This window comes from Thalassospira profundimaris, assembly GCF_003326755.1.
Lineage (GTDB): Bacteria > Pseudomonadota > Alphaproteobacteria > Rhodospirillales > Thalassospiraceae > Thalassospira > Thalassospira profundimaris_B.
Window position 1 is genome coordinate 108,921 of sequence record NZ_JPWH01000009.1, and the last position, 25,062, is coordinate 133,982.

Genomic DNA, 25,062 nt, shown 5'->3' on the forward strand with positions numbered 1-25,062 from the left:
GCCCGTTTGCGACCCTGCTGACAGAAACCGACTCATCGTTTTATCGCCGCTGCAAGTGGCTGTTGCTGCCAACCTGACGTCCAAAAAGGTGCGATCAGGCAGGCAGGCCCAGCAGGCTGTCGGCAGCCGCACGGGCTTCGGCGGTAATGGAATGCCCTGCCAGCATGCGGGCAATTTCCTCGCGCCGTGCATCCTGCACCAGTTCGTTCACCCGTGTTACCATTGCCCCGGCATCTTCGCGCTTGGCGATGTTAAGGTGGGTTCTGCCGCGCGCGGCGACTTGCGGGCTGTGCGTAATCACCAGAATTTGCCGTTCCTGGGCCAGCAGATGCAGCCGTTCGCCAATGGCCGCTGCCGTGGCACCACCAACTCCGCTGTCAACTTCGTCAAACACCAGTGTCGGTACGGCCGAAACCCGTGCCAGCACAACCTTCAGGGCGAGCAGAAAACGCGAAAGCTCCCCGCCCGAGGCGATTTTATTAAGTGCTCCGGCCGGGCTGCCGGGGTTGGTGGAAACGGTAAACTGTACACGGTCCAGCCCGTCCGGCCCCCATTCGTTTTCCTCAAGTGCGGTGATTTCGGTAATAAAGCGGGCCTTGTCCATACGGAGCGGCGGCAGTTCGGCATTAATCGCGGCATCCATTTTGGCTGCGGCCTTTTTGCGCGCTTCGTGCAGTTTTTCGGCGGCCTCGACAAAGGATTGGCGGTGTTTCGCCCCGGCTTCCTTCAGGCGTTCGAGTTCCTGTTCACCAAATTCAAGCTGTTCGATCTGGCGGCGGAAATCCAGCATCAGGCCATGAAGGCCATCGGCGGGGACGTTATATTTTCGGGCGGCTGCGCGCAGGGCAAACAGGCGTTCTTCAACATTTTCCTGATGGCCGGAATCAAGGTTCAGATCCGCCTGCGCTGCCGAAATGGCGCGCATGGCTTCTTCAAGCTCGATCGCGGCACGGTCCAGCGCCTCGATAATCGGTTCAAACCGGCCATCGGCCTTTTCCAGTTCGCGTTCCAAATGGCGCTGGGCGGAACGAATGGCGCTTTCCGCCCCCTTGCCGCGTGACAGGTCATTTTCGGCATCACCCAGGGCGGCGACCAGTTTTTCGCCGTGCATCAGGAACTGGCGTTCCTCGGCAAGCTGTTCTTCTTCGCCTTCCACCGGGGCGAGCTTGTCCAGCTCGTCCACCGCGTGGCGCAGCCATTCCTCTTCCTCGCGGGCTTTGGTGATGCGGGCCTGTGCGCTTGCCAGTTCCTTTTGAGTTTCACGCCAGTTGCGCCAGTGATCGCGCACCTTCAGGGCGGCCTGGGTCAGGTTGCCATGGGCATCCAGGGTGGCGCGGTGTGTTGTCGGGTCCAGTAAGCCGTGCTGGTCAAACTGGCCCTGAATTTCGACACAGTAATTGCCTACATCGCGCAAAATGCCAATGGAAACCGACTGGTCATTGATATAGGCGCGCGACCTTCCATCGGCGGTGACGACGCGGCGCACGACCAGTTCGTCATCTTCAATATCGATATCCTGTTCGTGCAACAGGCCAAAAACCGGGTGCCCGGCCGGAAGCTGGAAGGTAGCGGTCACACTGGCCTTGTCATTGCCGTGGCGGACCAGGCCGCTATCGGCGCGTGCGCCCAATGCCAGCCCCAGAGAATCAAGCAAAATCGACTTACCGGCACCTGTTTCCCCGGTCAGAACACTCAGTCCCTCGTGAAAATCCAGGTCCAGTTTATCGATCAGGACAACATTACGAATGCTAAGGCGTCGAAGCATGTTGGCATACTGGCGTTGTTACAGATAGACGCGGAACAGGACGAGAACATAGCGTCGATTGCAGAGTGCCGAAACATTGACTTGCTTGCAAGCCCTGCGCACAAAATATGTCCGCAGGGCGTTAAAATTCGGCGATTTTCGCCTGAATTGGCAGGCTTTTGATCAGAACAGGTCAGAAATGGCTGTGGTTGTCGAATCCCACCAGCTTTCGTCATCGCTATCCTGCTTTTTATTCAGCAGAAGATCGTAGGAATCCTTGTACCACTCACTTCCCGGGAAGTTATAGCCCAAAACCGATGCGGTTTTCTTGGCTTCCCCCGTCAGTCCCAGTGCCAGATAACATTCGGTCAGGCGTGAAAGGGCTTCGGGAACATGTGTGGTGGTCTGGTAAGTGGTGACAACCTTTTGAAACCGGTTGATCGCAGCCAGATAATCACCCCGATCCTGATAATAGCGGCCGACGCTCATTTCCTTGCCCGCCATGTGATCGACCGTCAGGTCCTTTTTCAGCTTGGCATCGCGGGCATATTTGCTGTCGGGAAAACGGCGGATAACGTCGTCAAGGCTTTGCATTGCCTTTTCGGTCATCTGCTGGTCGCGGCGCACATCCGAAATCTGTTCGTAATACGAAAGCGCCTTGAGATAATAGGCATAGGCGACATCGGCATTGGCCGGGTGCAATGAAATGAAACGATCAAGCGCGCTGATCGCATCATCATATTTGTTGTCCTGGTAATAGGCATAGGCCGACATCAGGGTCGCCTTGGTCGCCCATAAAGAATAGGGATGCTGGCGTTCCACCTCGTCAAAGGCCTTGGCCGCTTTTTGATATTCTTTCTGATCCAGCAGGTCCTGGGCAGTGTTGTAAAGCTCTGCTACCGGTCTTTCGACATATTCCGGTTCTTTGGTGCTGGAACACGCAGCCAGCATAAGCGCCAGGCCGCAAACGGCAATCAGATGTTTCGCGTGAGCCGAACGAGGCAAGGTTGGAATCCTTAATTCTGTCTGCGATCGTACTGAAACCCATCGGATTTCGCTGGTGTGGCCGGGACTATATCACGCCAATACCATCTGTGGGCAAGTGGTTGAATCAATGAAAATGGCTTTTTCGGTTCTTTTATCGAAAACAGCACCCAAATCCGCACTTTACAGGGGGCAGGGCCGGGTATTCTGGCGGAAGGGTCATAACAGCCTGAAGCGCAGACAAATGGCTGTTGTCATTTAGCGATTCGCTATTTTCATGCCGGACGCGCAAGACAAAAAAAGCAGGCGCTCCCGCTTGGGGAGGGCCTGCCAATTGCCTGCATCATGGTTTTCAGGCAGAAGCACGGACCGGTTCGCTGGCATGAAGGGCGGTTGTGCGCATCGGCACCAGGCGCCAGGCGCTGTCATCGGCGAACAGGGCCTTGAGCAGCATGTTATTGACCATATGGCCCGATTTATACGCCGTTACCTTGCCCTGCAACTGATGACCGGCGGCATAAAGGTCGCCCAGCGCATCAAGGATTTTGTGGCGGACAAATTCGTTTTCGTAACGAAGGCCTTCTTCGTTCATCACCGAATCGCCCGACAGCACCACGGCATTTTCCAGCGACCCGCCAAGGGCAAGGCCCGCATTGCGCATGGCTTCGACTTCGTGCAGGAAGCCAAAGGTCCGGGCCCGGGCGATGGAATTGACAAACACGCCATCATCAAAGGTAACGGCCAGGCGCTGGTTGGCGATGGCCTTGCTGGCAAAGTCGATTTCAAAATCGATATGGAACCCTTCGGCAGGTTCCACCTTTGCCCGGCAACCGTTATGTTCAACCTCAATGGTTTTCAAAACCTCGACCACCATGCGCGGGGCGTTTTGTTCTTCGATGCCGACACAATCGATCAGGAAGGTAAAGGGGGCAGAGCTGCCATCCATCACCGGGACTTCATCAGCATCAATATCGATCAGGATATTGTCGATGCGCTGACCGGCAAGGGCAGCCATCAAATGTTCGATCGTGCCGATTTTAATGCCAGCCTCAAGGTCGCCAAGGCAGGTGCAGAGGCGGGTATCGATGACTTCATTATAGAGGGCGGCAAAAGTTGGTTTGCCCGGCAGGTCAACACGGCGGAAAACAACCCCATGATTAACCGGGGCGGGATGCAGCGTGATCTGGATTTTCTGCCCCGAATGCAGGCCGACACCGGCACATCCGATCGAACTTTTAAGACTGCGCTGCCAGACAACAGATGAAGCTGCGGCGCGCTGGTCATTCAAAGCAGTGCTGATATCGGCAATATTATTCACGGGGAACCCCCAGACAAATCAGGTTGTATATCGATTGATTTTCATCGGGCGGTATGTGGGCCCGTTTTCCAGGGTCACAAACTACCGGGCTGACCGCAATGCGGCAAATCACTCTTTGTTACCGTTTGTAACGTTGAGATTTCAAAGAAAAATCAATTGTTTATTAATAATTTCCGCATTGCGGCAAGGGGTGTTTCGGCTAGGAATTGTGCTTGATGATTTAAGTAGTAATACGGATGCCCATTAAAAAAGGGGAAGGCCGAAACCTTCCCCTTTTCGCGCGGAGGCTCGTCGTCAGTTAGCCTGGCGACGAAGGAAAGCCGGAATCTCCAGAAGGTCGTCAGACGCCGAAGACGTTTTGACCCGGGAAGCTGGATCGGCTTTCAATTGCGGGCGGGCATCATCCCCCAGGGACAGTTCGGTCTGGCGGGGGGCAGGTGCCTGGGCCTGTGGGGCTGCAGCCTGCTGGCGCGGGGCAGCATCCTGTTCTGTCTGGTGGTTGTTTTTGCCAAACAGGTTACGGATACCGCCAAAACGCGGGCGGCTGCTGTGGCCGGTATCGGCGGCGTCGTAAACATCGGGTTCACCACGGGCCGGGGCATTATCGGTCGGGCGGGCAGCGCGCGGCGGAATGAACGGCATATCGCCGTTATCATCTGCAACATGCTGGCGCGGTGTGCTTTGTTGCGGCTGCTGGGCGCGCGGCGCCTGGCGCAGGGCCGGGTTCGGTTTCAGCACGGTCTGACCCAGTTCGATTGATCCGGTTTGGGCCGGTTCGCCTGCCGGGTTGGACAGGCCGGGCTGTTGCGCATTGCCGGTGGCGGCAAAACGTTCAGACGGCATGTCTTCAACCGATGACCCGCCAGCATAATCGTCCTGGCCGCTAAAGGCGGCGGCTGCCGGGGCATGTTCGGCGGCGGCAGGCTGCTGTTGCGGGGCCGGGGCATGGGTCCCAAAACCGGGGGCCGGTTTTGCCGCCGCCGGTTTATCGGAACGCGCATTGGTCAGCGGAATGGTGGTTGGCTTCGGGCGGCGGACTTCTTCGGCATCAATGCCGGTTGCCACCACGGAAACGCGCAGGCCACCCTCGATGGTCGGATCAAAGGTCGAACCAAAGATGATGTTGGCTTCGGGATCGACTTCTTCACGAATACGATTGGCCGCTTCGTCAACTTCATACAGCGCCATGTCCATGCCGCCGGTGATGTTGATCAGAACGGCGCGAGCGCCCTTCATCGAGGCATCTTCAAGCAGCGGGTTGGCAATGGCGGCTTCGGCCGCTTCCAGCGCACGTTTCTCGCCCGAGGCTTCGCCGGTGCCCATCATGGCCTTGCCCATTTCGCTCATGACGGTGCGAATGTCGGCAAAGTCAAGGTTCACAAGGCCCGGAACCATCATCAGGTCGGTAATGGAGCGCACACCATTGCGCAGCACGTCATCGGCCATCTGGAAGGCATCTGCAAAGGTGGTTTTTTCATTCGCCACCCGGAACAGGTTCTGGTTCGGGATAATGATCAGTGTATCAACATATTGCTGAAGCTGCTCGATGCCCTGTTCGGCGGTGCGCATCCGGCGCGTGCCTTCAAAATGGAACGGCTTGGTAACGACGCCCACGGTCAGAATGCCGGCTTCCTTGGCGGCACGGGCAATCACCGGTGCGGCCCCTGTGCCGGTTCCACCGCCCATACCGGCGGTGATGAAAACCATGTGGCTGCCTTCAAGCTGGGCCTGGATTTCTTCAATCGATTCTTCGGCAGCAGCACTGCCGGCATCGGGCCGTGCGCCAGCCCCAAGGCCCTGGGTGATCTGGCGACCAAGTTGCAGCTTGCGGCTGGACTTGCTCTGGTTCAGGGCCTGTGAATCGGTATTGGCCACGACAAAATCGCAGCCTTCAAGTTCGGATGCGATCATATTGTTGACCGCGTTGCCACCGGCGCCACCGACACCGATAACGGTAATTTTTGGTTTCAGGTTTTCTTCCGCTTCAGGAACGGAAAAATTAATTGTTGGCATGTTTGCTCTTCCTTCTCCGCGCTTAGGAGTCTGAATCCAAAATCAGCCTTCCCTTTGCCGAAATTAGACCCGTGCTGATCTTTTACAGGTGAAAGAGTTAGTGCGGTGTTAATGACATCGTTAAGCGGCGAAAATTTTCCGTTTTTTTTCGCTGTTTTCGGTGCGCTGTACTCTAACACGGGAAACTTGGCAGGTTTTAAGGGTTTTTGATATTTCCTGCTTCGGGATCATTCAGGGGAAGGACTCTCTTTTGCGCGTGTTTTATGGTTTGCTCGCAACCAGAATGCCGCATGGTTCTTAATGAAATCTGACTCTTGGCCGGTTTTTGTAAATTTTGTTGCAGAATCGGCCTATCGGAAATTCTGGCGGGATCGCGTAAAGGTTAAACAGGTAAACGGGGTTGGCGCGGCCAATTCCGGACGGGTTAGAAATTTTCCTTAAGCCACGCGCCAAGGCGGCCCCAGCGCCCGCCGGACTGGCGAATGTGGCTCATGGCTTCGCTTAGCGGGTCGTTTTGCTGTTCAACCGCGCGCAGCAACAGACCGGCACAGGCAGAAAAGGCCGGGCCGGATGTGGCCTGGGCCATTCCGGTTACGCCATGCGGCGAGGCCACTGTTGCCGGGCGTTCAAACATTTGGCCTGCCAGATCGGCAATGGCGTTTAGCTGGCTTGCCCCACCCGTGAGCATAATGGACCGGCCGCCAATTTGCGACAGGCTGTTTTGTTCAAGCTGGTCGCGGATAAGCTCGAATGTTTCTTCCAGGCGCGGCTTGATGATGTTGATCAGCATCGAACGCGGCACATGGTTGACATTGGCCTCGTCCTCGTCGCCAATAACCGGTACGGCCAGTATTTCCTGATCGTCAGACGGCGAGGTCAGCGCGCTGCCATGCAGGGTTTTCAACCGTTCGGCATGGGACAGCGATGTATTAAGGCCATAGGCAATGTCGCGGGTGACATGGGCACCGCCCACCGGGAAGCTGGCGGTATAAATAACCTGCCCGCCGTGGAATACGGCCACACTGGTTGTGCCCGCCCCCATATCAATCACGGTGGCACCCAGGTCGCGCTGATCCTGGGTCAGGGCCGAAAGGCCAGATGCCAGCGGGGTAACAACCGTTTCCTCGATTTCAAGATGGCAGCGCGCCAGCAGGGTTTCGAGGTTGCGAAGTGCTGCAATTTGCGTGCGGACAAAGTGCAGATCCAGCCCGACAACCGTGCCATACATGCCGCGCGGGTCGCCCAGGCCAACCGACTGGTCCACGCGAAAGCCCAGCGGTACGGTGTGGATCAGCTCGTCACCAGCCTGGCGCAGCAGCGCGTCTTTCTGGTCGTTGAGTTTGCGAATTTCCAGATTGCCAATCGGGCGGGAGCCCAAAGGCAGTTCGATGGTATGTGTTTCGGATTCGAGACGCCCGCCAGACAGATTGACGATAACAGCCTCGATTGTCTGGCCTGCCATTTTTTCGGCAGCATTGACCGCCGCAAGCACGACTTCCTGTGCTGCGTCAAGATTTGCGATCGATCCGCTTTGCAGACCCTTTGACATGTTATGGCCGATGCCGATGATTTTCGGCTGGCCGGACTTGTCGGGTCGCGCAATAAAACAGCAGACCTTGGATGTCCCGATATCCAGGGCTGCAATCAGTCCTGATCTCGTTTTGCTGCGTGCCAATTGTTTGCTCTGAGTTTGCTTTTTGATGTGGGGACATGCGTTACCCGCATCATCATACACCCCTTATCCCGCTTTTCGGTCAAAAGCAGTTGCAAATTGGTTAAGGCAGGGGTGTATCTTTTGCATTTTATTGCCCGATCAGTGTTTTATTGTCATCAGGCAGCATCAAAAGGGCCGTTTGGGTTATACCGACCCTTTCTTTTCCTTGGGCGGGTTGCGGCGCAGTTCGGCGGCCCCGGGTGTCAGGCGCACAAAGGTACGGTCTGCCAGGCGCAGGTCCACAACCAGCACATCGCTTTCCAGCAGATGATGGGCCTTGTCCAACTGGTCCAGGCGAACCCAGGCCTTGTCCATGTCATGTTCTGGCAGGCGGATGAACATGCCGTTGGAAAGCTGAACATTCCAGCGACGATGACCAATACGTTGCGCACCTGTGACCATTTCAAACAGGCGCGGCACGGTTTTCAGGGTTTTGATCATTTCGGCGGCATGTTCGGGGGCATCATCGCCCACCAGAACCGGCAGGTTCAAATAGTCACCCAGTTCGTAATCCTGCAATTGTACGCCATCGGCATCGATCAGCACATGATTATCGCCATTCTGCCACAGGGCCAGGGGCTGGCGTTCCTCGACATGGACAATAATGGTATCGGGCAGGCGGCGTTCAACGCTGGCTTTACGCACCCAGGAAAGCTGTTCGATGCGTTCGCGCGCGGCATCGGTATCAAAGGTAATAATTGGCGATCCCGGTTTTTGCCCGATGGCGGCCAACAGGGCATTGGGGTCGGTTCGGTGACGTCCGGCCACATCAATGGTATTGATCACCATGCCAAACCGTGCCGAGGCATCAATGGCCTGGCTGCGTGCCATTTCAAGCCATTGTTCGGTTTTGCCGCTTTGCCAAAGGGCAACCGGCCCGCCAACAATCAGGGCGGTGGCACCGACCCAGCGGCAAATACGGACTGTTTTGCGCCAAACAGCCGACCAGCCATATTCCCGTTCAACCTTTTCCCGGCGCTCGCGCGCCTGTTCGGCTATCGTTCGCATGTGGCGTCCTCGACCATCCATGCAACAATGTCGGCAAAGCTCATGCCATCATGACGGGCGGCATCGGGGACCAGCGATGTCGGCGTTAAACCCGGCTGGGTGTTGATTTCCAGAATGGCAAGTTTGTCATGTTCCGGATCATAGCGGAAATCGGCACGGGCAACCCCCTTGCAGCCGAGCGCATGATAGGCCTTTTCGGCGCAATCGCGCAGCCGGGTGCGCAGGGCACTAGGAATATCGGCCGGAATGATGTGCTGGGAACCGCCATTGGCATATTTCGACTGATAGTCATAAAAGGCATGATTACCAGTCAGAATTTCAATCACTTCCATTGCCTGTCCGTCCTTGACGGCAACGGTCATTTCCCGCCCGGCGACATATTCTTCCTGCATCACGCCATCGCCATGCACCCATTCGCGGGCCAGCATGTTTTGTTCTTCTTCGTCATTCAGGATAATTTCAACCCCGACGGACGACCCTTCGTTATTGGGTTTCAAAACATAGGGCGGTGGCAGGGCGATGCCGTTTTTAATGTCATCGCGGGTGACATAAACATGCTTGGCGCAGGGCAGGCCCTTTTCGTTGAACATGGCCTTGGCGCTCATTTTATCCATTGCGATGGCCGAGGCCCGAACGCCGGAATGGGTATAGGGAATATCAAGAATTTCCAGCAATCCCTGCACCGTGCCATCTTCACCCCAACGTCCATGCAGGGCATTGAAAATGACATCGGGTCTGGGTGACAGGTCGGTGATCTGGCGGGCGAGATCGCGGGTGGCGTCAATTTCCGATACCCGGTAGCCTTTTTCACGCAATGCCTTGGACACTTCGCGCCCCGAAGACAGCGAAACATCGCGTTCGGCTGACCAGCCCCCGTAAATGACCGCGACATGCTTGCTCATGCGTCTTTTCCTATGATCGAATGTCCCAAACGTTCGCCAATGCGGCGAATTTCCCAGCGCAGATCAATGCCGGAATGTTCCATGACCCGACGGCGTACTTCTTCGCCCAGTTCTTCCAGGTCGCTCGCACTGGCATCGCCCAGATTAATCATGAAATTGCAATGCTGCGGCGACATTTGCGCCCCGCCAATGGTCAGGCCACGGCACCCGGCGGCATCAATTACCTCCCAGGCCCGTTTGGGCGCGGGGTTGGCAAAGGTGGAGCCCCCGGTGCGGGCCCGCACCGGCTGGCTGGCATTCCGGGCTTCCTGTATTTCGGCCATGCGCCGGGCAATTTCGCCACGGTCATCGGGGGTGCCACGCATCACCGCCTTGGTGAAAATCCAGTCATCGGGAATGTCACAATGGCGGTAATTCAGGCCCATTTCATTGACAGCAAGGGTATGAATGTTGCCTTTACTGTCAATTGCTTCGGCGCTGATCAGAATATCGCGCATTTCCCGGCCATAGGCCCCGGCATTCATCCGCAGGGCTCCGCCAATGGTGCCGGGAATGCCCGATAAAAATTCAAGCCCGGCCAGGCCCGCTTCCTGTGCCACCTGCGCAACATTGCCATCCAGCGCCCCGGCCCCGGCATGGATTTCTTCCCCTGACACCGTTACATCGGTAAAGGGCCGCCCCAGCCGCACCACAACACCGCGCAATCCCCCGTCACGCACCAGAAGGTTTGATCCGACACCAATAATCGAGACCGGAATTTCGCCGGGCTTGTCGCGTAAAAAGTCAGCCAGGTCCTGGGTGTCGGCGGGGCGGAACATCACATCGGCCGGGCCGCCGACCTGAAACCAGGTGACTTTTGCCAGTGACGCGCCTTCGCGCAATTTGCCGCGAACCTTGGGCAGGTGATCAATGATCGGGGTGTGCGGTGCCTGGGTCATGACGTTTTAAGGGCCTCCATCTGGGCGGGCAGGGCATTGGCCCACGCGCTTATGGACCCTGCACCAAGGCAGACAACAAGGTCGCCGCTTTTGGCATTGCCCGAAACCACATTGGCCAGTTCATCGGGTCCGTTCAGGGCCAGAACCTTGCGATGCCCGCGATTGCGCAACCCTTCGACAAGGGCATCGCGCGTTGCGCCCTCAATCGGGCTTTCGCCAGCGGTGTAAACATCGGCGACAATTACGGTATCGGCATCGTTAAAGCAGGTGCAGAATTCCTCGAACAAATCATGCAGGCGCGAATAACGATGCGGCTGAACCACGGCGATCACGTTGTTTTGCGTGGCAGATCGCGCCGCCTTCAGAACCGCGCGAATTTCAACCGGGTGATGGCCGTAATCGTCAATGATGGTCACACCATCAACTTCGCCGGTTTTGGTAAAGCGGCGTTTGACACCGGTGAAGCCATCAAAGGCGGAAACGATTTTATCATCATCGATGCCCAGTTCCAACGCCACTGTAATGGCGGCAAGGGAATTGGATACGTTATGGTCGCCCACCATTGGCAGACGGACATTGTGAATGGTGCGTTCGGCACTGTCCACCCGTTCGCGAATCACCACGTCAAAGGTGCTTTGGCCAATTTCGGTGCGTACATTGGTTGCCCGCACATCGGCTTGCGGCGAAAAGCCGAATGTGAAAATGCGCCGGTCGGTCACGCGCCCAATCAGGGCCTGGACCTCCGGGTGGTCAATGCACAAAACGGCAAAACCATAAAACGGAATGTTCTGAACGAAGTTTTTAAAAGCCTCGCGCAACTGGTCAAAATTCTTCCAGTGGTCCAGATGCTCCGGGTCAATATTTGTGACAACGGCAATGGTGGAGGGCACCTTGACGAAGGTTCCATCCGATTCATCGGCTTCCACCACCATCCAGTCGCCATCACCCAGGCGTGCATTGGTGCCATAGGAATTGATGATGCCGCCATTGATCACGGTCGGGTCCAGCCCGGCGGCATCCAGCATGGTGGCAACAAGGGACGTGGTGGTGGTTTTGCCGTGCGTGCCGCCAACGGCAATGGCGGCCTTTAAGCGCATCAGTTCGGCCAGCATTTCGGACCGGCGCACAACCGGCACCATATTGGCGCGTGCGGCAACCACTTCGGGGTTATCGGATTTGACGGCGGTGGAAATTACAACAACCTTGGCATCGGTGATGTTGGCCGCATCATGGCCGATAAAAACCTGAATGCCCTTGTCGCGCAGGCGCTGGACATTGGCATTGTCCGCCATGTCCGACCCCTGCACCTGATAGCCCAGATTGTGCAAAATCTCGGCAATGCCAGACATGCCGATCCCGCCAATCCCGACAAAATGGATGTTTCCGATGCCAAGTGGCAGGGTTTTCATGCGAGGTCTCCTTGGACGTGTGGTGTTTTTTGTTTCAGATCGACCGGGGCGCCCGCCGGGTTCAGGCCCAGCATTTCCACAACCATGTCTGCCAGCCTTTCGGCGGCATTGGCGCGGGCGGCAGTGCGCGCGCCTTCGGCGGCACGGGCCAGGGCCGACGGCCCGGTTAAAAGTTTCGCCAGTCGTTCACTAACGATTTCAACGGTAAAGCGTTCCTGCGAAAGCATCCATGCCCCGCCTGCCTGTTCGACCTGTTCGGCATTGTAACGCTGGTGGTCATCAATGGCATGGGGCAGCGGCACCAGAAGCGAGGGGCGGCCAGCCACCGTCAGTTCAGCCACCGTTGATGCACCGGATCGCGCAATCACCAAATGGGCGTCGCGCAATCGTTCCGGGATGTCGTCAAAAAACGGCTTTAAGGTTACATCAATGCCCGACCCTTCATAGGTCTTTGCAGCCTCATCAAGGTCTTCGGCACGGGCCTGTTGGGTGACATGCAGGCGGCGTTTTAAATCATCGGGCAGGCGAATGATGGCCTGGGGCAGAATTTCCGAAAGGATGCGTGCCCCCTGGCTGCCGCCGGTGATGAGCAGGTTTACCGGGCCATCGGCCTCTGGTGCGAGATAGGGGGCATTGGCAAGGGCGGCAATTTCGGGGCGCACCGGGTTACCTGTCCAGATCACGCGGGGTTTGTCGCCTTCGCTGATCATGCGCACCTCGGGGAAGGATGTGGCAATGCGGGTGGCCGATTTTGCCACAACCCGGTTGGCGCGGCCCAAAACGGCGTTTTGTTCATGAATCGCCATCGGGATGTGCAACCCTTTGGCCGAAACTGTTGCCGGGATCGAGGCATAACCGCCAAAGCCGATTACGGCGGCCGGGCGGATTTTTTTAAGATGTCGTCTGGCCTGCCAGGTCCCCAGCGCCAGGCGCAGCATACCGCTGATGCGCCCCCGGAGTCCCTTGCCCGCAATGCCGCCAGCCGGTAGCTGAATGGTTGTGACACCCTCAAGATTTTCGGTATAGCGCGCCGCCCGGGCATCGGTAAAAAATACCACTTTGGCCCCGCGCCGCACCAGTGCGCGTGCCAGCGAAACCGCAGGAAACATATGCCCGCCGGTGCCGCCCGATGTCAGGGCAATGCACTGTTCCTCAAGCGGGGTGTCGGTAATGGTAAATTCTTCTGTCGTCATTCTGGACTGTAACCTGCGCGAAACTCGGATGGCTAGGGTGCCGGATGCTTCAAGAGAAACCGAGAAAGGTTAATATCCCTTCAAATGCAGGTCAAAAATCCGCCTAGTCGGAACTTCTTTTTCGCGTCAGTGCCAGAATGAAGCCCATACTGATGGCAATCGCCACGGTCGAGGACCCGCCATAGGAAACAAAGGGCAGGGTCATGCCCTTTGGTGGCACCAGTTGCAGGGTCGATGCCATATTGATCATGGCCTGCAAACCAAATTGCACCAGAAGGCCGGTAACCGCCAGAACGACAAACATGTTGCGTTCGCCCATCATGCGCGACAGGCCCCGCATGACGATAAAGGTGAAAATACCGATCACCAGCAAACAGAACAGCAGGCCGAATTCCTCGCCCGCGACGGCAAAGATAAAGTCGGAATGGGCATCGGGCAGATAGTTTTTTACCGTGCCTTCGCCCGGCCCCTGGCCCATGATGCCACCATTCATGAAGGCTTCCATCGATCGCTGGATCTGGTAATTGTCACCCGTTGCCGGGTCAAGGAAGCGGTCCACGCGCGACTGAACGTGCGGCAAAATCAGATAGGCCGATGCCGCAAGGCCCACCACACTCATGCCCAGGCCAAACACCAGCACAATCGGCAGACCGGCCAGAAAAATCTGTGCCGACCAAATGGTGGTAATTACCACGGTTTGCCCGAAATCCGGCTGGATCATCAAAAGAATGATACAGGTTGCCAGCAACATGCAGCTTACGATATAGCCGGGGAAATTGGGGTTCAGCCGTCCTTCGGAAAACATCCAGGCCGTGACCACGGCAAAGGCGGGTTTTAAGAATTCCGACGGCTGAATGGTAATACCGCCAAAATTGATCCAGCGTACTGCCCCCTTGATCTCTGGTCCGACAAAGGGCGTTATGATCAGAAGTCCGATGATCGCCAGAAACATGATGGAGGCGACCCGACGCACCCATTTGATCGACAGCATCGAAATGCCACCGGCACAAATGGCGGCCAGGGTTAAAAAGAAAAACTGCCGACGCACAAAATGGAAGCTGTCAACGCCAATACGGTCCGCCACCGGCGGGCTGGCCGACATGACCAACAGGGCCCCAATCCCCATCAGCAGGATGGTCGCTGCCAGCAACCAGCGATCAACCGTCCACCACCAGACACTGAGCAGCGAGGTATCGGCACGGGAAAAGGCAGTATTGCCGTCTTTATCGCCAAACAGGGATTTCATCATGCCTCCGGATTGGTGCGGGATGCGATGTCGGCGGTGGTGGTGCGCAAATCGGTGAAAAGGTCGCGGAAGGCATCGCCACGGGCTTCAAAACTTTTGAACTGGTCAAAGGATGCACAGGCAGGCGAGAGCAAAATGACCGGGGCCGATGATGCAGTATCTGATGATGCTTGCCTCTCGGCCTGGTCCGCCTTGGCTGTTTCAAGGGCGCGGCGGGTGGCGATGTCAAGCGTACCGCATTGCTCGAACGGGACATGGCCGTTAAGGGTGGCGGCAAAGGCCTCGGCGGCACTGCCAATCAGAAAGGCTTTTTTGATGCGGCCATAAAAGGCGTCAAGCCCGTCTATGCCGCCTTCCTTGGGTTTGCCGCCCAAAATCCAGTAAATATTGTCATAGGCCGACAGGGCCTTTGCCGTGGCCTCGGCATTGGTGGCCTTGCTGTCATTGACAAAGGTGATGCCGTCAATCGTACCAAGCTGTTCCTGACGATGCGCCAAACCGGGGAAGGACATGATCCCGGCGATAATGTCGCGCGGTGCAACTTGGCGTGCCCGGCACAGGGCATAGGCAAAGGCAATATTTTGCCAGTTATGACGGCCCGGCATATGGGTGACGGTGGCTAGATCCAGGATCGGATCCCGGGCGTTGTCCAGATCATCAATCAGCCAGTGATCATCTACATAAACCCCGTGCGGGGCCGGGCCATTGACCGAAATTTCAACAATGCGATGACCGCCCTCGCGGGCCAGTTCGGTGGCCATTTGGGCACAATGGTCATCATCAATCGAAATGATCGCCCATTTGGGGCCTTTCTGGCGGGCAAAAATCGTGCGTTTCGCCCCGATATAGCCCGTCATGCCACCGTGACGGTCCAGATGGTCCGGCGTGATGTTGAGAAGCGCACTGGCATCAAAGGCCGCCTGGTTCAGCAGGTCCAACTGATAGCTGGAAAGTTCCAGCACATAACAGTCATCGACATCCAGCGCGTCAAAGCCCAGCACCGGATAGCCCAGATTGCCGCCTACCTGCGTTTTGATGCCCGATTGTGCAATGATATGTGCCGTCAGGGCGGTGGTGGTGGATTTGCCATTGGTGCCGGTAATTGCCAGCATCGGGGTGCCGGGCACCGTGGTGCAAAGCAGTTCAACATCGCACACAATCGGCTTGCCCGCCCGGCGGGCTTTTTCGGCGGCAGGATGCGGGGTGGGAAAGGTCGATGGAATGCCGGGGCTGATCACCAGCATTTCCGGCACGCGCCAGTCACATTCCACCAGATTGACCGGCGTGACATTTAAGTCATCAAGCTGATGGCGGCTGTCTTCATTGTCATCCCAGGCCCACACGATGGCCCCCGACTGGATCAGAGCCTTCACACTGGCCAGCCCCGATTTGCCAAGGCCCAGAACCGCCACGGTTTTTCCGCGATATTGTGAAAGGTCGATCAATGTCGTGTTCCGATCCAGAAAGGGATGTTAACGCAGTTTCAGGGTTGCCAGACCAATCAGGGCCAAAATGACCGAGATGATCCAGAAACGGATAACGATGGTGGGTTCGTGCCAGCCTTTCTTTTCAAAGTGATGGTGCAGCGGCGCCATACGAAACACGCGCTTGCCCGTCAGTTTGAAGGAACCGACCTGGATAATCACCGATACGGTTTCCAGCACGAAAAGCCCGCCAATAATCGCCAGAACAAGTTCGTGTTTGGTCACAACGGCAACAGCACCCAGCGCCCCGCCCAGGGCCAGCGACCCGGTATCGCCCATAAACACCATTGCCGGCGGCGCGTTGAACCACAAAAAGCCCAAACCAGCCCCGACAAGTGCGCCCAAAAGAACCGTTAATTCGCCAGACCCGGCAATATAGTGAACCTGCAAATAATCGGCGAACTGGATGTTGCCGATCAGATAGGTGATCAGGGCAAAGCTGGCAGCGGCAATCATCACCGGCACGATGGCAAGGCCATCCAGGCCGTCGGTCAGGTTTACGGCGTTGGATGCGCCCACCATGACAAACATGGCAAAGGGGACAAAAAACCAGCCCAGATCCAGCAGCAGGTTTTTAAAGAACGGAAAGGCCAGTTGCGTTGCCAGGGCCGGGTCGGTGTTATACGAAATCCACCAGGCGGCAATGGCGGCAATCGAAAATTGCCCCACCAGTTTGGCCTTGCCCGGCAGGCCCTTTGAATTGCGTTTGGAGACTTTCAGGAAGTCATCCATGAACCCCAGAAAGCCATAACCGATTGTCACCAGCAGCACAGCCCAGACATAGGGGTTTTTCAAGTCCGCCCATAACAGGGTGGCAATACTGGTGGAAATCAACAGCAAAAGCCCGCCCATTGTCGGCGTGCCTTTTTTGGTCAGAAGGTGGCTTTCCGGCCCGTCTTCACGAATGGGTTGTCCTTCGTTCTGGCGCGTGCGCAGCATGTCGATCAGCCAGGGACCCAGCACAAATGCCAGCACCAGCGATGTAAAGACCGCACCGCCGGTCCGAAAGGTGATGTAGCGGAACAGGTTAAACAGCGGAAACTGGTCAGCCAGCGGATAGAGCAGGTTATAGAGCATTGGCTCTCGGGTTCCTTATGCGTCAGTTGGATGCCGGGGCGGTGCCCGCTTGACCCGATTTTAGGGCCGAAACAATTTTAGAAACGTAAATACCAAGCGATCCTTTGACCAAAACCACGTCACCATCGCAAATTGATGCCAAAATCGGGGTAATCGCGTCCTCGGCCCGGTCAAAATGGCCCAAATGGCGTTCTTTTGGCAGTTCTTCGGCCAGCAGGGCCATCATCGGCCCTACGGTAAAGACAGCATCGATTCCCAAATGCTCCAGCGGATGGGCGAGGTCACGGTGCATTTTTTCCGCATCTTCGCCCAGTTCGCGCATGTCGCCCAAAATGGCAATGCGGCGGCCGTTTTCACCCGGTTTTTCGTTTGCCAGCAGTTTCAGACCCGCCATCATCGATGTCGGATTGGCGTTATAGGCATCGTCAATCAGCAGGTAATGGCCTTTTTCGCTGCCATCCGCTGCCTTGATGGCAAGGGCATGGCGTGCGCCGCGCCCGGCAGGCGGGGTAACGTCGGCCAAATCCTGTGCCGCGCGCACAACGTCGGCCCCGATCTGGTCCACACAGGCCAGTATGGCCAGCGAATTGATCACCCAGTGTTCACCGGGGCAGCCCATGAAATATTCAAGGTCCCGGCCGCCGATGCGGGCCCGCACGGCACTGCCGCCGGTGACGATATTGGCCTCAAATAACCGGTAGGTTGCGGTGGCATCGGTGCCGAAGCTTTTGATGTTGGTAATGCCCAGTTCCTTTGCCCGGCGCGCCAGGGCAAAATAATGGATGTTGTCGCGGTTCAAAATGGCCGCGCCATCCGTATTCAGCCCGTCAAATATCTCTGACTTGGCCTTGGCGATTTCGGCCTCGTCCTTGAAAAATTCGGTGTGTGCGCCGACCACCGTGGTAATCAGGGCAACTTCCGGTTTGACCATTTGTACCAGCGGCGAAATTTCACCGGGATGATTCATGCCGATTTCAAAAACGCCATATTGCGCATCGACCGGCAGGGTCGCCAGGCTAAGCGGAACGCCCCAATGATTGTTGAAGCTGGCCGGGCTGGCATGGGTTTTTGCCTGTTCACCCAGCACATATTTCAGGGCTTCCTTGGTGCCGGTTTTGCCGACACTGCCGGTAATGGCAATGATTTTGGCCTTGCTGCGTGCGCGCCCGGCCATACCAAGGCGCACCATTGCATCAAGTGTATCATCAACAATCAGAGCCGGGGCATCTTTGGGCAGGACCGATGCGTCCGAAACAAGCGCGGCACGGCAACCGGCCTCGAATGCCTTGGCAACAAATTCATGGCCGTCAAAATTCGGGCCTTTCAGCGCGATAAACAAATCGCCAGGCCGGGTTTTGCGGCTGTCGATCGAAATACCGCTTACCTGCCAGTCGCCAGCGACACTGCCGCCGGTGGCAGATACGGCATCCTCTGCCGTCCATAAAACAGCTTCACTCATCGCGTTTCTTCTTTCTGTTGGTCGCGTCGTCTGTCTGGCTGCTTGCATTCATGCCCTGCCGGTCAGGCTGCCTTGCGTGGCAGGTGCCTTGACTGGTGATGGCAGGTGTCAGTTTCCGCCCAGCAAAATATTGCGGGCAACCGCAGCATCGTCGAACGGCAATACCGTTCCCTTCACGATTTGGCCGCGTTCATGGCCCTTGCCTGCAATAATCAGAATGTCATTGCGTTGCAAGATGCCAATGCCACGCTTGATGGCCTCGGCCCGGTCGCCAATTTCAACCGCCCCTTCGCAGGCCGCCTTGATGGCCGCACGAATGGTGGCCGGGTCTTCGCTGCGCGGGTTATCATCGGTGATAATGGCAATATCGGCATTTTCCCTGACCACCCGGCCCATTTGCGGGCGTTTGCCGGTATCACGATCACCGCCAGCGCCAAAAACGCAAATCACCCGGCCCTTGCAATGGGGGCGAACGGCCTTGATCACGGTTTCAAGCGCGTCTGGCGTGTGGGCGTAATCGACAAAAACCGGTGCGCCAAATTTGGTTTTGCCCACCAGTTCCAGCCGACCCCGTACACCTTCGAGTTTTTCAAGCGCGCTTGCAGCAGCGGCACTATCGGCACCCGAGGCAATGACAATGCCGAGGGAAGCGAGTGCATTCATGATCTGGAAGGTGCCCATCAGGGGCAGGTGAACATTATATTCTTCGCCGTTAATTGCGATGCGGATTTGCGTGCCAGTGGCATCGGGTTTGGCCGATAGCAGCTTGATGCCATCGCCCTTCACGCCATAGGACAGAATATTGATGCCGCGATCCTGGCAGATCTGGCGCAATTTGTCGTATTGGGGAATGTCGGCATTGATGACGGCGGTGCCATCGGTTGTCAACAATTCGCCAAACAGGCGGGCCTTGGCGGTGAAATATTTGTCAAGATCGCCATGATAATCCAGGTGATCCCGCGACAGGTTGGTAAAGGCGGCAACCTTTATTTTTACCCCGTCAAGGCGATACTGGTCCAACCCGTGCGAGCTGGCCTCCATTGCAACATGGGTGACACCGATGTCACACATATCGGCCAGCGAATGATGCAGGGCGACCGGGTCTGGCGTGGTCAGCGAACCGGGAATTTTCGCCCCGGCCGCGCGAATGCCCAGCGTGCCGATTGATCCCGAAAGCTTGCCCAGGATCGTCCAGAGCTGTTCGGTGAAAACCGCTGTCGAGGTTTTGCCATTGGTGCCGGTAATGGCGGCAATGGTTTCGGGCTGGTGGCCATAAAAGCGCGCGGCAAGCTGTGCATAACGCTGACGCGGGTTTTCAACCGGAATAAGCGGCACGGTGACGGCCGGTTCTTTCGGTGTGCCTTTGGGGGCCAAAATGGCCGATGCACCAGAACGCAGGGCGTCCCGGATGTATTTGGTGCCATCCTCGCGCGCCCCCTGAAGGGCGGCGAACATATATCCTTCACGCACAGCGCGTGAATCTGCTGTCAGGCCCTTGATGTCCGGGTCTTGTCCCTGGGCATGTTTCATTGCTGCCTGATCTCCTGCCATAAGCTCAGAAAGACGCAAGTTTGCGTTCCTCCTTGCGAAGATCCAATCGCAACGCCTGCTCTATTTCCGGCGCCTTCGCGTACGCCGGTTCAATCCCCAGTAGGGGAGCAATGCGTGTCACAACCTTGCCAACGGCGGGGGCTGAAACCCAGCCTGCCGTAGCATAACCAAACGTTTCTTTTGTGCCCTGTGGCCCATCGAGTGTCACAAGAACCGCATAGCGCGGGTCCTGCATCGGGAAGGCAGCCACAAAGGTAGACATTCGGGCATTCTTGACGTAGCGCCCGTTTACAAGTTTATCCGCCGTGCCGGTTTTACCCCCAAGGAAGTAACCCGGAACATCGGCTTTTTTGCCTGATCCTTCGGTGACGACAAGGCGCATCAGGCGGCGCATTTCGTCAGACGTTTTTTTGGAAATCACCCGCACGCCCGCCGGGGCGCCATCCTGTTTCAGGATGGTGCTGGGGCGGCGAATGCCTCCATTGGAAATGGTGGAAATGCCGTTAATCAATTGCAGCGGTGTCACGGCGATGCCATGCCCGTAGGAAATCGTCATCAGGTTGATTTCGCGCCACGGATTGGGCAGCAGCGGTGCACCAACTTCGGGCAGTTCCACATCGGACGTATCCAGAAAGCCAAAAGCCTTCATGTATTTTTTCTGGGTCTCAATGCCAAATTCCATTGCCATCCGGGCTGACCCGATATTGGAGCTGTAGGCCAGAATTTCCGGCACCGTCAGCCAGCGGTTTTCGGCATGGAAATCATGGATGCTGAACCGGGCAACGCGCAGCGGCTTGGTGGCATCATAGGTGCTGTTCAGGGTTGCGGTGCCGGTATCGAGCGCAATCGCGGCATTAAACAGTTTAAATACTGATCCCTGTTCATAAACACCCAGTGTGGCGCGGTTAAAACGCGCATCGGCCGGGCCCTGGCCGGGGCGGTGGGGGTCAAAGTCGGGCAGGGAAACCATGCCCAGCACTTCGCCGGTATAAATATCCATTACCAGGCCGGTGGCACCCGCCGCACTATAGGTTTGCATCGCACTGGCGACTTCGGCGCGCAGGGCATGTTGCACCCGAATATCGACCGACAGGCGCAACGGGCCGGAATTGCTGCGCAGGTCATTGTCAAATTCGCGTTCGGCCCCGGCAATGCCGTTATTGTCAATATCGGTAAAGCCCAGCACATGGGCAAACAGGCGGCCCTGCGGGTAAACGCGGCGTTCTTCACGCTGGAAATTCAGGCCGGGAATACCCAGCGCATTGACCCTGTATTGCTGGTCCGGGGTCAGGTTGCGACGGATCCAGACAAATGCCTTTTGTGAACCAAGGTGACGGATCAGCGTGTCACGATCCAGACCCGGCAGCACGGTCAGCAATTGGTCGGCGGCGCCAACCGGGTCCTTGATCACGCGGGCATCGGCATAAAGCGAGCTGGTCGGAAGGTCGGTCGCCAGCAAAATGCCGTTGCGATCCACAATATCGGCGCGTTCGGTTTTCAGCTCGCGGCTGTCGGTACCGGCTGTCAGGTCGGGTTCGTTACCCTGTTTCAGAACGGTGGCATTAAACAGGCCGCCGGCAATCCACAAAAAGCCGATGCCAAACATGATGCCGGTAATAAAAATGCGATTACGCGCTGTTTCCAGCGCGTGCTTTTCACGTTGTTCCGGGCCAAGTTCGGGGCGATCACCGCGCAGCCAGTATGAAAAACGAAGCAGATTCATTGTGTGCCCCCGTTTTCAGCCGGGGCGGGAATAGCCGCACTTGGACCATCAATGATCATGTTTTCCGCCGCCTCGTCATAGGCACGGTCTGATGGGCGGTCGCGCGGGGCGGGCATATAGGCAACGGCCTCGCCAAATTTGTCCAGGCGATAACGTTTGGCATCGGTGTCGGTCGGGATATTGTCGATGCTGGCCATCTGAAGGGGCTGAATCTGTTGCAGTTTCAGATATTCCTTCGCCAGTTTCTCGATCCGGGCCGGGGAATTCAGATAGCTCCATTCCGCCTGGAAAACGTGGATGCTTTCCTGCTCGTCCAGAATTTCCGACTGGATGGCGGCATAGCGGCGCTCCAGCCGTTCGACCTCGTGGGAAATCCAGTAGGTGCCAACCCCGATCAGAACCGTCATTACAAACCAGAAAGCCGTCATGATCTTGGTCATGCGATACCTCCGGCCTTGCGGGCGCCAGCGGGAACATCATTGCGAACAGCCGCACGCAGTTTGGCCGAACGCGCCCGTGGATTGGCGCGTAATTCGTCTTTCTGTGCGCTAACAGCCTTGCGGCTGAGACTGGCGAAAGTCGGTTTGGCCGGTTCGGGCTCGCCGGGCAGGCGGCGGGACTGTTTGGCGGGGTCGCCGCAGCGTTCCTTGAAAAAGGTTTTGACCAGGCGATCTTCCAGCGAATGGAAGGTAACAACCACCAGACGTCCGCCAGGTTTAAGCATGGCTTCAGCGGCATTCAGTGCGCGGTCAAGCTCGCCCAGTTCGTCATTCACATGAATGCGCAGGCCCTGAAAGGTGCGGGTGGCCGGGTCAATGCCGTCTTTGGATTTGCGCACGACAGAACGCACCGCACTGGCAAGCTGGCCTGTGGTGGTAAAGGGTGTTTCCGCGCGCATTTCAACAATCTTGCGGGCAACCTTGCGCGATGCGCGTTCTTCGCCAAACCGGTAAATGACATTGGCGATGTCTTCTTCTTCGGCAGTATTGACGAAATCGGCTGCACTGGGGCCGGACATCGACATGCGCATATCCAGCGGACCATCGGTGCGAAAGGAAAAGCCGCGCTCCGCCTGATCAAGCTGCATGGAGGAAACGCCAATATCCAGAACAATGCCGTCAACCTGTTCAACGCCGCGTGCAGGCAGCAGGGTTGCCATCTCGCCAAAGCAGCCTTCTACCATATGAAAACGGCCGTCATATGCGGCCGCAAGTTTATGGCCGGTTTCAACCGCACTCGGGTCACGGTCAATGCCGTAAAGCGTGCAGGGCGCATGCTCCAGGATGGCGCGGCTATAGCCACCGGCCCCAAAGGTGCCATCCACCATGATGTCGCCTTCGGCGGGGCTTAGATATTCCAGAACTTCGCGCAGCAAAACGGGTTTGTGCGGGTTGGCTGGTGACGGGTCAAAAGGCAGCGGGCTGGTCATCATGCGTCATCCTCCGGCAGGTCGGATTCCGGGGATGCGTCGGCAGCAGCGGCGCGTGCTGGCATGGCAGATGCCGGTTTCAGCTTCAGCGTGGAACCGCGATTGACCAGGCGGGTGCGGCTGGCGGTTTTGCGATCGGCAAAGGTATCGGGGTTCCAGATACGGAAGGTCCGGCCACGACCAACAAAGGCTACCTGGTCGGTAATACCGGCATACTCGATCAGTTCTGGTGGCAGAATGATACGGCCTTCGCCGTCAAAGGGCAGGGCATGGGAGGCACCAAGGATGGTGTCGGCCAGGTCTTCGGCTTCGTCCGAGAACATTTCCATGTCATCAAGTGAAGCGGCAATACGCTCCATATGGCTTTCAGAGCAGCCCTCGATGGTGGGTTCCTTGGGGGATTCATAGACGTAAATTCCGGCAAAGCCATCAGCTTCCAGGGCGGCACGGAACCTTTTGGGCACGGAGACGCGCCCTTTCCGGTCCAGTTTGTGAATGTGCGTCCCTGTGAACAGCACCCGCCTAAATCCCCTGCTGATCGACCGCTGGATAACGAAGTTTGGAAAGAGACATCGCCACCAGACGTCTGTGCCCCACTTGGCACTGCCAAAATGCCTGCTTAATGGGGTATCATGGGATCATATGGGGGTCAATGGGATTTGATGGGGCTAACTGTGATATTTATGGGCAATTCTGCCCTTTTCGGCCTCTTTTCCGGGTGGCAAAACGGGGGCAAAAGATGCAATTTCAGTGTGTTTTTGCCTTTTGACCCATGAAATTCCAAATCTGACCCATGACATCCCATTGGGGATTGGTTTTTTTGCCATGATGGGGTTTGATGGGACAAAGGACATTTCCGGCACACCGGAACGACCTGTTTGCCATTTTGCGAACCGGAGTCAGTTTTGCAGACAAAGACTATGATCAGGTTAATTGCGGGCGGTTTTACCCTGTTGGCTGTGGTGGTTGCCGGGCCTGTTTTTGCGCAAGGCAGCGCAACGGGTAGCCAAAGCAGTTCTGGCACCAGCAATCATGGCAAAACTCAAACCCGGTCACAGGGGGGCTATAATGCCATTTCCCCGCAAATGCGCCAGATGTTGCCCGCCCTGATGCAGCAATTGCAAAAGAACCCGGCCTTGCTGGAGCAATTTGGCCTGGGCGGCCTTGGTGGTTTAAACGGCCTTGCCGGAACCGCGCTGGGGCAGGGCAATGGCGATGGCAGTAATGAGTTTGGTTCCGGGGGGATTGGTGATATGGGCCTCCCCGCCATTCCCGGTGTGAATGTACCCAAAGTGCCGGGGGTTCAAAACGGGGCTGGCACGGGGACAAACAATGCTGCCGCCGAGGCGGCGCGCAAGGGCGGGCTGGTGGTGCCGCCATTGCCCGTGCCCGAACAGGTCACAATTTATCGTGGGCAGTATCATCCATCCGATATTAATCAGGATGGCCGGATAGATGCCGATGAAGCCGCCAGTTACGCCGCCTGGATGTTTCGCCGTCATGATATAAACGGCGATAATGTGCTGGTTTTGCGCGAGTTTTCCGCCGTCGAGGCCCTGCCAGGATCGGCAGAGGCAAATCGTACCCGCCTGCGTACCGAAGCCCGCCGCCTGGAATTGCTGTTCCCCCAATATGATGCCAATCATGACCAGATGATCGACAAATCGGAATTCATGAACAAAATCGCCGCCAATTTTGATGAAAAACGCGGAACGGCAAAGGATGTCAGCCCGTTTGTCTTTCAAACCGTGCTGCCATTTTAAGGCGCAAGCGGCAAAATACCTGTTTCGTGCGGGTTGCAGGCGCGGTTTGCGGCAGGTTGGCAATTGGCCCCGGGCGGCCTATTGTTAAGGAATTGTCACGACAGAAA

20 protein-coding genes are annotated in these 25,062 nt (G+C 57.0%); 1 reads left to right on the top strand and 19 read right to left on the bottom strand.

What is annotated here, in order from left to right:
- Nucleotides 1–94: 94 nt before the first annotated feature.
- The 19 genes from recN to TH25_RS12275 form a co-directional block, all read right to left on the bottom strand.
- Nucleotides 95–1,765: a DNA repair protein RecN gene (gene recN / locus TH25_RS12185; protein ID WP_114088696.1), complete on the bottom strand. Its 1,671-nt coding sequence runs from the start codon at nucleotides 1,763–1,765 to the stop codon at nucleotides 95–97.
- Between the two features lie 162 nt (nucleotides 1,766–1,927).
- Nucleotides 1,928–2,749, bottom strand: a complete 822-nt coding sequence (locus TH25_RS12190; RefSeq protein ID WP_114088697.1) for an outer membrane protein assembly factor BamD — start codon at nucleotides 2,747–2,749, stop codon at nucleotides 1,928–1,930.
- Between the two features lie 331 nt (nucleotides 2,750–3,080).
- Nucleotides 3,081–4,046: a UDP-3-O-acyl-N-acetylglucosamine deacetylase gene (gene lpxC / locus TH25_RS12195; RefSeq protein WP_114088698.1), complete on the bottom strand. Its 966-nt coding sequence runs from the start codon at nucleotides 4,044–4,046 to the stop codon at nucleotides 3,081–3,083.
- 294 nt (nucleotides 4,047–4,340) lie between these two features.
- Nucleotides 4,341–6,059, bottom strand: a complete 1,719-nt coding sequence (gene ftsZ, locus TH25_RS12200; RefSeq protein WP_114088699.1) for a cell division protein FtsZ — start codon at nucleotides 6,057–6,059, stop codon at nucleotides 4,341–4,343.
- Between the two features lie 424 nt (nucleotides 6,060–6,483).
- Nucleotides 6,484–7,734 (bottom strand): cell division protein FtsA, encoded by a 1,251-nt coding sequence (gene ftsA, locus TH25_RS12205; RefSeq protein ID WP_114088772.1) that lies wholly within the window; start codon nucleotides 7,732–7,734, stop codon nucleotides 6,484–6,486.
- Nucleotides 7,735–7,917: 183 nt separating this feature from the next.
- Nucleotides 7,918–8,781: a cell division protein FtsQ/DivIB gene (locus TH25_RS12210; RefSeq protein WP_114088700.1), complete on the bottom strand. Its 864-nt coding sequence runs from the start codon at nucleotides 8,779–8,781 to the stop codon at nucleotides 7,918–7,920.
- Nucleotides 8,769–9,683, bottom strand: coding sequence for a D-alanine--D-alanine ligase (locus TH25_RS12215; RefSeq protein WP_114088701.1), 915 nt, complete (start codon nucleotides 9,681–9,683; stop codon nucleotides 8,769–8,771). Before TH25_RS12215 ends, TH25_RS12210 begins: the two co-directional genes overlap by 13 nt.
- Nucleotides 9,680–10,621 carry a UDP-N-acetylmuramate dehydrogenase gene (gene murB / locus TH25_RS12220; RefSeq protein ID WP_114088702.1) on the bottom strand — a complete coding sequence of 314 codons (942 nt, stop codon included), beginning with the start codon at nucleotides 10,619–10,621 and terminating at the stop codon, nucleotides 9,680–9,682. The genes TH25_RS12215 and murB overlap by 4 nt, the downstream gene beginning before the upstream one ends.
- A complete protein-coding gene (murC, locus tag TH25_RS12225; RefSeq protein WP_114088703.1) occupies nucleotides 10,618–12,030 on the bottom strand; it encodes a UDP-N-acetylmuramate--L-alanine ligase in 1,413 nt (470 codons plus the stop codon). The genes murB and murC overlap by 4 nt, the downstream gene beginning before the upstream one ends.
- Entirely contained in the window at nucleotides 12,027–13,223 is a 1,197-nt protein-coding gene (gene murG / locus TH25_RS12230; protein ID WP_114088704.1) for an undecaprenyldiphospho-muramoylpentapeptide beta-N-acetylglucosaminyltransferase, read from the bottom strand. Before murG ends, murC begins: the two co-directional genes overlap by 4 nt.
- Before the next feature lie 103 nt (nucleotides 13,224–13,326).
- Entirely contained in the window at nucleotides 13,327–14,469 is a 1,143-nt protein-coding gene (gene ftsW / locus TH25_RS12235) for a putative lipid II flippase FtsW (protein ID WP_114088705.1), read from the bottom strand.
- Nucleotides 14,469–15,914 carry a UDP-N-acetylmuramoyl-L-alanine--D-glutamate ligase gene (murD, locus tag TH25_RS12240; RefSeq protein ID WP_114088706.1) on the bottom strand — a complete coding sequence of 482 codons (1,446 nt, stop codon included), beginning with the start codon at nucleotides 15,912–15,914 and terminating at the stop codon, nucleotides 14,469–14,471. Before murD ends, ftsW begins: the two co-directional genes overlap by 1 nt.
- Before the next feature lie 27 nt (nucleotides 15,915–15,941).
- Nucleotides 15,942–17,030, bottom strand: coding sequence for a phospho-N-acetylmuramoyl-pentapeptide-transferase (gene mraY, locus TH25_RS12245; protein WP_114088707.1), 1,089 nt, complete (start codon nucleotides 17,028–17,030; stop codon nucleotides 15,942–15,944).
- Nucleotides 17,031–17,052: 22 nt separating this feature from the next.
- A complete protein-coding gene (locus TH25_RS12250) occupies nucleotides 17,053–18,489 on the bottom strand; it encodes a UDP-N-acetylmuramoyl-tripeptide--D-alanyl-D-alanine ligase (RefSeq protein WP_114088708.1) in 1,437 nt (478 codons plus the stop codon).
- Between the two features lie 108 nt (nucleotides 18,490–18,597).
- Nucleotides 18,598–20,019 carry a UDP-N-acetylmuramoyl-L-alanyl-D-glutamate--2,6-diaminopimelate ligase gene (locus tag TH25_RS12255; RefSeq protein WP_258549132.1) on the bottom strand — a complete coding sequence of 474 codons (1,422 nt, stop codon included), beginning with the start codon at nucleotides 20,017–20,019 and terminating at the stop codon, nucleotides 18,598–18,600.
- A gap of 25 nt (nucleotides 20,020–20,044) precedes the next feature.
- Nucleotides 20,045–21,763: a peptidoglycan D,D-transpeptidase FtsI family protein gene (locus tag TH25_RS12260; protein WP_114088710.1), complete on the bottom strand. Its 1,719-nt coding sequence runs from the start codon at nucleotides 21,761–21,763 to the stop codon at nucleotides 20,045–20,047.
- Nucleotides 21,760–22,203 carry a cell division protein FtsL gene (gene ftsL / locus TH25_RS12265; RefSeq protein ID WP_114088711.1) on the bottom strand — a complete coding sequence of 148 codons (444 nt, stop codon included), beginning with the start codon at nucleotides 22,201–22,203 and terminating at the stop codon, nucleotides 21,760–21,762. Before ftsL ends, TH25_RS12260 begins: the two co-directional genes overlap by 4 nt.
- Complete coding sequence (gene rsmH, locus TH25_RS12270) at nucleotides 22,200–23,192, bottom strand: 16S rRNA (cytosine(1402)-N(4))-methyltransferase RsmH (protein ID WP_114088773.1); 993 nt, start codon at nucleotides 23,190–23,192, stop codon at nucleotides 22,200–22,202. The genes ftsL and rsmH overlap by 4 nt, the downstream gene beginning before the upstream one ends.
- The gene (locus tag TH25_RS12275) at nucleotides 23,192–23,710 is read right to left on the bottom strand and encodes a division/cell wall cluster transcriptional repressor MraZ (protein ID WP_114088712.1); all 519 of its coding nucleotides are present in this window, start codon (nucleotides 23,708–23,710) and stop codon (nucleotides 23,192–23,194) included. Before TH25_RS12275 ends, rsmH begins: the two co-directional genes overlap by 1 nt.
- Before the next feature lie 402 nt (nucleotides 23,711–24,112).
- Here TH25_RS12275 and TH25_RS12285 point away from each other — a divergent pair, with 402 nt between their 5' ends.
- Complete coding sequence (locus TH25_RS12285) at nucleotides 24,113–24,955, top strand: EF-hand domain-containing protein (protein ID WP_114088714.1); 843 nt, start codon at nucleotides 24,113–24,115, stop codon at nucleotides 24,953–24,955.
- Nucleotides 24,956–25,062: the final 107 nt, after the last annotated feature.